This window comes from uncultured Brevundimonas sp., from assembly GCF_947305955.1.
In the GTDB taxonomy this organism is placed as follows: domain Bacteria; phylum Pseudomonadota; class Alphaproteobacteria; order Caulobacterales; family Caulobacteraceae; genus Brevundimonas.
Genome location: NZ_CAMZFB010000005.1, coordinates 72,568 through 82,336 on the forward strand (window position 1 = coordinate 72,568; position 9,769 = coordinate 82,336).

The 9,769-nt window shown below is 64.1% G+C and carries 10 protein-coding genes; 7 read left to right on the top strand and 3 right to left on the bottom strand.

The window, feature by feature from the left end; translation table 11 throughout:
* Nucleotides 1-33 precede the first annotated feature (33 nt).
* Nucleotides 34-1,341: an FAD/NAD(P)-binding protein gene (locus tag Q0Y42_RS02670; RefSeq protein WP_297799878.1), complete on the bottom strand. Its 1,308-nt coding sequence runs from the start codon at nucleotides 1,339-1,341 to the stop codon at nucleotides 34-36.
* Nucleotides 1,342-1,353: 12 nt separating this feature from the next.
* Nucleotides 1,354-2,853, bottom strand: coding sequence for a phosphomannomutase/phosphoglucomutase (locus Q0Y42_RS02675; RefSeq protein WP_297799881.1), 1,500 nt, complete (start codon nucleotides 2,851-2,853; stop codon nucleotides 1,354-1,356).
* Nucleotides 2,854-3,056: 203 nt separating this feature from the next.
* Between Q0Y42_RS02675 and gpmA the strand changes: the two genes are divergently transcribed.
* From gpmA to Q0Y42_RS02690, 3 genes are read left to right on the top strand one after another with little or no spacing between them, the layout of a single operon-like run.
* Nucleotides 3,057-3,770 (top strand): 2,3-diphosphoglycerate-dependent phosphoglycerate mutase, encoded by a 714-nt coding sequence (gene gpmA, locus Q0Y42_RS02680; RefSeq protein WP_297799883.1) that lies wholly within the window; start codon nucleotides 3,057-3,059, stop codon nucleotides 3,768-3,770.
* Between the two features lies 1 nt (nucleotide 3,771).
* Nucleotides 3,772-4,407: a bifunctional diaminohydroxyphosphoribosylaminopyrimidine deaminase/5-amino-6-(5-phosphoribosylamino)uracil reductase RibD gene (ribD, locus tag Q0Y42_RS02685; protein ID WP_297799885.1), complete on the top strand. Its 636-nt coding sequence runs from the start codon at nucleotides 3,772-3,774 to the stop codon at nucleotides 4,405-4,407.
* Between the two features lie 45 nt (nucleotides 4,408-4,452).
* Nucleotides 4,453-5,733, top strand: coding sequence for a pentapeptide repeat-containing protein (locus Q0Y42_RS02690; protein WP_297799888.1), 1,281 nt, complete (start codon nucleotides 4,453-4,455; stop codon nucleotides 5,731-5,733).
* Between the two features lie 66 nt (nucleotides 5,734-5,799).
* On the opposite strand, the gene Q0Y42_RS02695 is transcribed toward Q0Y42_RS02690, so the two are convergent.
* Entirely contained in the window at nucleotides 5,800-6,270 is a 471-nt protein-coding gene (locus Q0Y42_RS02695) for an Hsp20 family protein (RefSeq protein ID WP_297799890.1), read from the bottom strand.
* Between the two features lie 252 nt (nucleotides 6,271-6,522).
* Between Q0Y42_RS02695 and Q0Y42_RS02700 the strand changes: the two genes are divergently transcribed.
* From Q0Y42_RS02700 to Q0Y42_RS02715, 4 genes are all read left to right on the top strand, one after another.
* Nucleotides 6,523-7,329, top strand: a complete 807-nt coding sequence (locus tag Q0Y42_RS02700) for a methyltransferase (protein WP_297799892.1) — start codon at nucleotides 6,523-6,525, stop codon at nucleotides 7,327-7,329.
* A gap of 85 nt (nucleotides 7,330-7,414) precedes the next feature.
* A complete protein-coding gene (locus tag Q0Y42_RS02705) occupies nucleotides 7,415-8,320 on the top strand; it encodes a methyltransferase (RefSeq protein ID WP_297799893.1) in 906 nt (301 codons plus the stop codon).
* Complete coding sequence (locus Q0Y42_RS02710) at nucleotides 8,317-9,306, top strand: alpha/beta hydrolase (protein ID WP_297799895.1); 990 nt, start codon at nucleotides 8,317-8,319, stop codon at nucleotides 9,304-9,306. Before Q0Y42_RS02705 ends, Q0Y42_RS02710 begins: the two co-directional genes overlap by 4 nt.
* A gap of 214 nt (nucleotides 9,307-9,520) precedes the next feature.
* Nucleotides 9,521-9,730 carry a cold-shock protein gene (locus Q0Y42_RS02715; protein WP_297799897.1) on the top strand — a complete coding sequence of 70 codons (210 nt, stop codon included), beginning with the start codon at nucleotides 9,521-9,523 and terminating at the stop codon, nucleotides 9,728-9,730.
* Nucleotides 9,731-9,769: the final 39 nt, after the last annotated feature.

The window sequence follows — 9,769 nt, forward strand, 5'->3', positions numbered from 1 at the left end:
AGGGCGGCCTTGGCGGACCGCCCTTTTTTGTTTTCAGTGTCCGAGGCGATCCGACTGATCCTCGATCCTCTGCCTCAGATCGGGGACGGCGATCGTCTCCCAGAAGGCCCCGCGCGCAGGCGGCCCAAGGACGTGGATGACGGGATCGGCAGAGCCATCCCTGCCGACCGCCTGTCCGGACGGAGCCACGCGAAGCCCAAGACCCAAGGTATCAACCGACAGACGGCCCGAAGCGATTAGAGGCGCGGTCAGCGGATCGCGGGCCGGATCATGGCCAGGCCCCGTACAGTCGATCAGCCATTGGACGCTGGCCCCGCGCGGGGTTTGTCCGCCGCGCGGTGTCCATTCGACATCCAGTCCGCCGTCGCGGTCGCTGATCCTGCCGAGGCGGCCCGCCGTGATTTCCAGACGTCCGGCCTTTTCAAGGCGAGAGATGACCTCGGCCACGTCCGGTGCAATGCGGTGGCGGTGAACGTCCCACCAGGGACGCAGGTGACGCAGGAAGCGCCCGCGCTCGTCTTCCGAGGCCTCTTCCCACAGGCGGGCGGTGATCGGGCGGTAACCGTCCATCACGTCGCGCCAGTCATGTTCACGGGCAAGGTCGCGGGCGGCGCGCAGGCGGCGCGACAGCGGACCTTTCAGCGCGGCGTCGGGCAGGGACGCGGCGCGGTGGTGGCCATAGATGTGGGCACGCGGAGCAAGGCCGCGGCGTGACACGGCCAAGGCACGGCCCTGCCATCCGGCGGCATCGAGACTGAGAAAAACATCCACCATGGTCAGGCCCGTGCCCAGCACCATGATGTTGTCGTCGGGCGCTATTCTATTCAGCGCACCGGCTGCCCAGGGATCGGCAAGGCGGCGCGGGCTGTCGCTGTCGCGGCCCGTGCGCGGGGGCGGGTTGCCGCTGGCCAGAACGATAGCGCGGCCAGCCAGCGAACGCCCGTCGGAGAGGTGGACCGTGGTGCCGTCGATCCCGACCGCTTCGCCCTCGATCCAGCGGATCAGATCGGGATGCTGTTTCTCCACGCCTGACAGGCGGTTCTGCACATAGGCCCCGTAGAGGCGGCGTGGGGCAAAGCCTTCCGGGTCGGCGTGGGCCGGATGATGCCGTTCCAGCCAGCGGGCGAAATCGCCCACATCGTGTGCCAGCGCGCCCATGGTGGCGGTTCGCACATTAAGGCGGTGGACATCCTCAACGGTAGAATAGGCGACGCCGAGGCCCCGCTTGCCCGACCGGTCGATGACCACGCTGGCCTGACCCTTTTCGGCAAGGCGGGCCGCCAGCATGGCACCGGAAAAGCCACCGCCGATGATCAGGACGGGAAGGTCGGGCGTCGTCATCAAAAAATCCGCTTAGATTTCCTGATTGAATGCCCCGATTTCAGGATGGTTGGCCAGACGCGGCTTCACCTCTTCACGGAAGAGTGCGCGCATGTCATCGGCCGATTGCATGCTCTCGACCACCACGACCAGTTCCGGCTTGTTGGAGGAGGCGCGCACCAGAACCCACGAACCATCCTCGAGGTGGACGCGCACGCCGTTGACGGTGATGACCTCGACGATCTTGCGGCCCAGGATCGAGCCTCCCGCAGCGAACAGGTCCTCGTATTCCTTCACGATGCGGGCCAGCACGTCGTACTTCAGCTCGTCATCGCAGTGGGGCGACATGGTCAGGCTGGTATAGGCGGGCGGCAGAGCGGCCTTCAGCTCCGACAGTTTCTTGTCGGGGTTGCGGTCCAGCATGGCGAGGATCGCGGCGGCAGCCACCAGACCGTCGTCATAGCCGTGGCCCAGATCACCGGCCATGAAGAAGTGGCCCGACTTTTCAAAGCCCGCCAGCGCGCCAATCTCTGCGGTCTTGCGCTTGATGTAGGAGTGGCCGGTCTTCCAGTAGACGGTGGTCGCGCCATTGGCTTTGAGGACCTCGTCGGTCTTGTACAGGCCCGTGGACTTCACATCGACCACGAAGGTCGAGCCCGGATAGACCGCCGACAGGTCACGCGCCAGCATCAGGCCGATCTTGTCGGCGAAGATTTCCTCGCCCGTATCGTCCACCACGCCACAGCGGTCGCCGTCACCGTCAAAGCCGAGTGCGAGGTCGGCACCGGTTTCCTTCACCTTGGCCGCCATCTGTACCAGCATGGCGTGGTCTTCGGGGTTCGGGTTGTATTTGGGGAAGGTGTAGTCGAGCTCGGTATCCATCTCGATCACCTCCACACCCATGCGGCGCAGGGCCTCGGGCGCGAAAGCACCGGCGGTACCATTGCCGCAGGCCGCAACCACCTTCAGCGGGCGCTTGATCTGCGCCTTGGTGGCAACGTCGGCGATGTATTGCTGGGCAAAGTTTTCGATGCGGGTCAGGGTGCCACCCGCACGTTCCACGCCCAGACCGCCAAGGACGATTTCCTTCAGGCGGGTCATCTCGTCGGGGCCGAAGGTCAGGGGCTTGTTCGCGCCCATCTTCACGCCGGTCCAACCGTTTTCGTTGTGGCTGGCGGTGACCATGGCTACGCACGGGGCGTCGAGTGCGAACTGGGCGTAATAGGCGGTCGGCGACAGGGCGAGGCCGATGTCCAGAACTTCCATCCCGCCTTGCAGCAGGCCGATCGTTAGGGCCTGTTTGACCGACAGGGAATAGCCGCGGAAATCGTGGCCGATGACGATCTTGGGCATGATGCCCTGTTCATGGACATAGGTCGCCAGACCCAGACCCAGCGCCTGTATGCCCAGCAGGTTGATCTCTTTTTCCAGGATCCAGCGGGCATCGTATTCGCGGAAGCCCGTCGGCTTGACCAGCGCCTCGGTCTCGAACGCGGCCGTGTTGGGCTTCAGGTCCTGACGGGGTTTCAGCATTTGGGTATCCGTAGCCTTTGGATCGGGCTGGATCATCGGAGTGATCGCGCCGTGATGAGGGGGCCTCTTAGACCATCGGCAGCGACAGTCTGGCAACCGTTAGAAGCGCTCACCGGGGGTGACGGTTCTCCTATGTCGTCAATACAGCCTTGACCGATGGAGCCTCGGCCCATAGCCATGCCCATGAGATAACGGAGTGCTCAATGTCGCGTCTGATCCTGCTGCGCCACGGTCAAAGCCAGTGGAACCTTGAAAACCGCTTCACCGGCTGGGTTGATGTCAACCTGACCGAAGAGGGCGAAGCCCAGGCCCGCAAGGGCGGCGAATTGATCGCCGAGGCCGGTTTCAAGCCGAGCGTGCTTTTCACCTCGGTCCTGACGCGCGCGAAGCGCACGGGCGCGATCGCGCTGGAAACCGCTGGCCTGAAGGACGTCGAGGTCATCGAGGACTGGCGTCTGAACGAGCGCCACTATGGCGGCCTGACCGGTCTGGACAAGGCCGAGACCGCTGCCAAGCACGGCGACGAGCAGGTCAAGATCTGGCGTCGTTCCTATGACGTGCCGCCGCCGCCGCTGGCCGCCGACAGCGAGTACAGCTTCGCCAATGACGAACGCTATGCGGGCAAGGCCATTCCGGACACCGAAAGCCTGAAAACCACGCTTGACCGCGTGCAGCCCTATTGGGATGCCGCGATCGCGCCGCGTCTGAAGGCCGGCGAGGATGTGATGATTGCCGCTCACGGCAACTCGCTGCGCGCCATCGTCAAACTGCTGTTCAACGTCGCCGACGACAAGATTGTCGAAGTCGAAATCCCCACCAGCAACCCGCTCGACATCGAACTGGATGCCGAACTCAAGCCGGTCTCGGCCCGTTATCTGGACCAGACCCGCGCCACTGCACTGCCGGAAATCGCCTGATATGACCACGACCGGATTGGAACAGGACCAAACCTTCATGGCGCGCGCCATCGAACTGGCGCGCCAGAACATGGGGCGGACCTGGCCCAATCCGGCTGTCGGCTGTGTGATCGTCAAGGACGGCCAGATCGTCGCCGAGGCGGCCACCGCACATGGCGGCCGTCCCCACGCCGAGGAACAGGCCGTTCCGGCGGCGGGCGAAGCCGCCAAGGGGGCCACCGCCTATGTCACGCTAGAGCCGTGTGGCGCGCGCTCCTCGGGCCGCAAGTCCTGCGCCCATTTCCTGACCGAGGCGGGTATCGCCCGCGTGGTCATCGGGGCCTTTGACCCCTCGCCCTTCGCCTCGGGCCGCGGGGTCGAACGTCTGCGTTCCGAAGGTCTGCAAGTGGATGCCGGTGTGCTGGAAGCCGAGTGTCTGGCCCTTTGCGAAGGCTTCCTGCACCGTCTGGAAACGGGCCGTCCCATGGTGCGCGTCTCGACCGATGGTGTCGGTTTTGATGCCCGTTTTGCAGCCTCGCCCAAGGCTGATCTCAAGGGCGAACTGAAGCGTCTGGGCGAGGCGGGCTATACGCGCGTCTGGACGACAGAAGGCCCTCTGGCCGAGGCTCTGCGCGCCGAAGGCCTGTTAACCGAATAAGTCACTGCAAAGCTTCTTTAATCTCCGTTCGGTCATAAGGACGGTATGAGCGAAGCCGACATCCCCGTTCGCAAACGACCGACGCAGGCCGAGGTCGATCTGATCTGCGCCAAGCACGACCGGTTGTGGCAAGCACGCCCCGGCGGCGCGCGGGCGGTCTTCGCCTGGATGGATCTGAGCGGCCTTGATCTGCGCGGGCGCAATCTTGCCGATGCCGATTTCACTGCGGCCTGTCTGATCGGGACCCAGCTGTCCTCGGCCAAGCTGGATAATGCCACCTTTTTCGGCGCGGATATGCAGGACGTCGACCTGACCAATGCCAGCTTGCGCCGTGCGGACCTTCGCGGGGCCTGCCTGCGCGGGGCCGACCTGTCGGGCGCCGATATGTTCGAGGCCGATCTGCGCGAAGGGGCTATCGCCGCCTCTGACGCCAAGCTGGGCTATCGCGTTCTGGAAGCCCGCAAACGTGCCGATACCGAGGCCCAAGGGGCCAATCTGTCGGGGGCCAATCTTCAACGCTCGCGCCTAACGGGTGTGATCGCCATCGCGGCGGACTTTACCGATGCGGTGATGAAGGACTGCAAACTGGTGCGGGCCAATCTGAAACAGGCCAGCTTCAAGGGGGCCGATCTGGCAGGGGCGGACTTGTCGGGCGCGGACCTGTCGGGCGCGGACCTATCAGGTGCTGTCCTTGTCGGCGTAAAGGCGACCATGTGGCGCACGGACGGGGCCAATATGGAAGGCACCCTGACCGACACCGGATCGTCGGCCGAACCCATGGCGTCGCTGCCGGCGGCGGATATGCTGCGCGTTCATGCCCAGTGGTGCGAGACGGGGGGCCGCGAAGGCCAGCCCTCGGTGTTCGACGGTGTTGACCTGCGGCCTCTGGATTCCATCGCCGGGCTGAACCTGACGGCCCTGTCGGCCAAGGGCGCGGTCTTCTATGGCCTCGATATGGAGGGCGTGCAGCTTCAGGGCGCGCAGTTGGAAGGGGCGGACCTTCGGTCGGTCAATCTGCGCCGTGCCGACTTGCGCGGGGCGCGCCTTGCCGGTGCGCGTCTGAACGGTTCGGACCTTCGCGATGCCCAGTTGGGGCCGTTGCTGTTGACGGCGGACAGGCTGCTTCCGGCGGACCTGTCGGGCGCGACCCTGCGCGGGGCGGACCTGACGGGGGCAGACATGCGCCGTGCCAATCTTTCGCAGGCGGATTTGGGGCGCGCGCGACTGGTGGACGTCCAGCTTCGCGGTGCCGATGTCACGGGTACCCGTCTGAACAACCTTCGGGGCATGAGCGCCGAACAGGTCCTCAGCCTCGCCGAAGGCTGAAAAAAGAAAGGCGGCCCCCGTGTGGGGACCGCCAGTCATGTCGGCAGGGGAGAAGAGGGTTAGAGCTTAGGCAGCCTTTTTGGTGTCGGCCTTGCTCTCGATCAATTTGGAGCCGTCAGCGATCTCGATGCGGCGCGGCTTCAACGATTCCGGCAGCTCACGTTGCAGTTCGATGCTGAGCAGGCCGTGGCTCAGGCTGGCGTTCTTCACCACCACATAGTCGGCCAGCTGGAAGCGGCGTTCGAAGTCGCGCTCGGCCAGACCGCGATGCAGGAAGGTGCGCTGGACCGTCTCGTCCTGTGCTGGCTTCTTGCCCGTGATGGTCAGAAGGTTTTCCTTCGCCTCGATGTTCAGTTCTTCAGGCGCAAAGCCCGCGACAGCCAGTTCAATGCGATAGCTGTCTTCGCCGGTGCTCTCGATATTGTAGGGCGGCCAACCGGTTTCCTGGCTGGTACGAGCAGCGGTTTCGATCTGGCGGGCGAGGCGGTCAAAGCCTACGGCCGTACGGAACAGCGGGGTCAGGTCATAGTTACGCATTTGCATCCTCCTGAAAGGTCAGCAAGGTTGAGCGATCCGGCGATTTGCCCCGGACCACATTGGGGTTCAGTCCCGACGGCCCGTGCTCGGCCCCGACAAGACTGGAAGGCCCGTCAGCGGCACCTTCGGAATAGAAGTTAGGAAGCGATTTTGAGGGTGCAAGGGGTGAAAATCACCGATCTGTACCTTGCTCCAGCCGCGAAGCACCTTAACAATCAGCCAAGCCTCAAAAACCGACGACACGGAGAACTCATGAAACCGCTCGTCCTTGGCACGTTGGCTGCCGCTCTTCTCATGTCCGGCAGCGCTGTCGCCCAGTCAGTGCCCACCGAGTTTCCGGCCCAACTGCCCCACCGTCAGGGCCTGGCGATGGAAATGCCGTCCGTCGGTGAAGATGAAGCTCTGGTCGCGGCGATCGCTTCGCCCACCCGTCCCGCAGAGGACAAGGCGCGCGACGTCTATCGCCATCCGATGGAGACCCTGACCTTCTGGGGGCTTCAGCCGGGCATGACGGTGGTGGAGATCGAACCGGGCCGTGCCGGTTGGTGGCGCAATATTCTGGAGCCCTACACCACGGCCTCGGGCGGCACCTATGTGCCGGTGAACCGTCCGCTGGAAGGCATGGGCGTAGGAGATGACACGGCGGACCTGATCGTTGTGGCGCGGGCCTTCCACAACTGGCATCGCGCCGGTGTGGTCGAAGGCTATCTGCAAGCCTTTTTCAAAGCCCTAAAGCCGGGCGGTATTCTGGCCGTCGAACAGCATCGCAGCGTCGAAGGCGTGGCGGTCGAAGATGTGGCCGGTACCGGCTATGTGCCGGAAAGCTGGATCATCCGTATGGCGCGCGAGGCAGGTTTCGAGCTGGATAACCGCAGCGAGATCAACGCCAATGCCGCCGATACCAAGAACCATCCGTTTGGTGTCTGGTCCTTGCCGCCCGTGCGCCGCAGCGAACAGAACGGTCGCACCCTGACGGCAGAGGAGCGCGCGGCGCTGGATGCTATTGGCGAAAGCGATCGAATGACCCTGCGTTTCCGTAAACCCCTGACGGCCCAATGATGGTCAAATCGCTGTGCCATTACCCCGGTCTGGTGATGGCGATTGCGATCACGGTCCAGTATCCCGCTTCGGACGGAGCCAGCAGATGACCCTTCTTTCCTCGCGCCGCGCGTTCCTCGGCAGCGTTGCCGCCGCCGGCCTGATCGGCGTTTCGGCGTGTAACCGCAAGAAAAAGGAAGAGGCTCAGCCCGCCGCCGCGCCGGTCGTCGATGGCCCGCCCGAAGGCAGTCTGGAATGGGCGGTCGCAGGCGCTTGGCGCTCGCCGGAAGAAAAGGCCCGCGACAAGTGGCGCCATCCGATGGAGACCCTGCGCTTCTTTGGTCTGCAGCCGTCGATGAAGGTGGTCGAGTTCTGGCCGGGTGGTGGCTGGTACACCGACATCCTTGCCCCCTATCTGGCGCGTGGCCGCGGCCAGCTCTATGTCGCGGGCTTTGTCGAGGGTGAGGGTGCCGATCCGGCTCAGGTCGCGGTCAATAATGCGCTGAAGGCCCGTCTGGAGTCCGACAAGAAGCTGTACGGCAAGGTCGAGTTCACCAGCTTTGGTCTGGGTTCCGGCCCGATCCTCGAGCCGCCGGGTACCGCCGACATGGTCCTGTTCATGCGCTATATCCACGTGTGGATGGCGGCAGGTATTGCGGAAAAGGCCTTTGTCGACGCCTTCGCGGCCCTTCGCCCCGGCGGCATTCTCGGCATCGAACAACACCGCCTGCAATCCGACGAGGATCAGGATCCGGCCGCGGCCAATGGCTATGTGCAGGAAGCCTTCGTGCGCCAGCTGGCCGAAGAGGCAGGGTTCGAGTTCGTCGAGTCATCCGACATCAACGCCAATCCGTTGGACACCAAGGACCACCCGTTCGGGGTAGAGACCTTGCCGCCGACGCGCCGTTCCTCGGCCCCCGGCGATCCGCCGAACCTCGAGTTCGACCACAGCAAGTACGACGCGATCGGTGAATCCGACCGCATGACCCTCAAATTCAGGAAACCCGAGTGACCCGCCAGCAGCCTCTGTCATCCCAAGCGCCTTTGATGGGTGTGCCCGGTGCGGTTCCGCCGCCCGGCGGCGAGGCCGACTGGTTCAGGGGCGCAGGAGGGCTGCGTCTTCGCGCCGCCCTGTGGCGTCCTTCGGTGCTTCAGGCTGAAAAGCCGCGCGGGACGGTGATCATCAGTCCGGGGCGGACCGAGCCGATCGAGAAATACTATGAGCTGGCGGGCAATCTGTTGGCGCGCGGCTTTTGCGTCCTGCTGCACGACTGGCGCGGACAGGGGCTGTCGGCGCGGCTGTTGCCAGACCGTTTGAAGGGCCATGCCCGCGCGGTCGAAGAGTTTCTGGACGACTATTCGCGCCTGATCGACGCCTATTCCCAGCAACTGCCCAAGCCGTGGCTGATGATCGGCCATTCCATGGGCGCGACCCTCAATCTGCTGACCCTGCAAAGCGGCGATGACCGTTTTGCCGGTGCCCTGCTCAGCAGCCCCATGTTCCGCATCCGCACGGGCAAGCGTTCGATGTGGTCGGTCAAGCTGGCCGTGCGCTGGGCGCTGCGTAACGGCAAGGGCGGCGACTATGTCCTCGACAATGTCGATGATCCGTTCAGCCACACCTTCGAGAACGACGCCCTGACGAGCGATGCGGCGCGTTATAGCCTGTGGCAGCAGCAGCTGTTCGCCTGCCCGCATCTGGCCATCGGTGGCCCGACGTGGGGCTGGCTGGGCTTTGCGCTGGATGCCGGTGAGCGGGTGTTGAAGGCGCGAGCGCTCAAGTCGGTTAAGGTGCCGGTCTGTGTCGTTCAGGGCGGCGAGGACACTGTGGTCTGGAAACAGACGGCCCGCTGGGCGGCTCGACGCCTGGGGCGCGGCCGCTATGTCGAGGTGCCGGATGCCCGCCATGAGATCATCATGGAAGCGGACGCCCTGCGCTCGGTCTTCCTGCAGGAATTCGACGAACTGGCGGCCTATCTGGCTCCGGCAAAGGGCTAAGGATCAAGGGGCGCAGAGCGGATGCCTGCGCCTCAAAAGACATTGGTGGTAGCACTGACCCCTTGATCAGCGGCGTCAAACGGATCAAAAGGGGGCGTCGATATCTCTGCGTAACGCCCTTTTCTTCTTTGCGACGCATTGAGATCTGCCGTTTCCCTAGACCCGACGGGCCCGAAGAATAGGTCTTCGCGCTCAACCCACTGGAGGTCATAAAATGGCTAACGGCACCGTAAAATGGTTTAACTCCACCAAGGGCTACGGCTTCATCGCTCCCGACGCTGGTGGCAGCGACGTGTTCGTGCACATCTCGGCAGTTGAAGCTGCTGGCCTGCGCGGCCTGAACGACGGCCAAGCTGTCTCGTACGAGCTGGAAACCGACCGCCACAGCGGCAAGGTTTCGGCCGGTCAACTGCAAGTTCTCTAACTCGCACTGACGCCAAACGATCAAGGGCCGTTCCGGGAA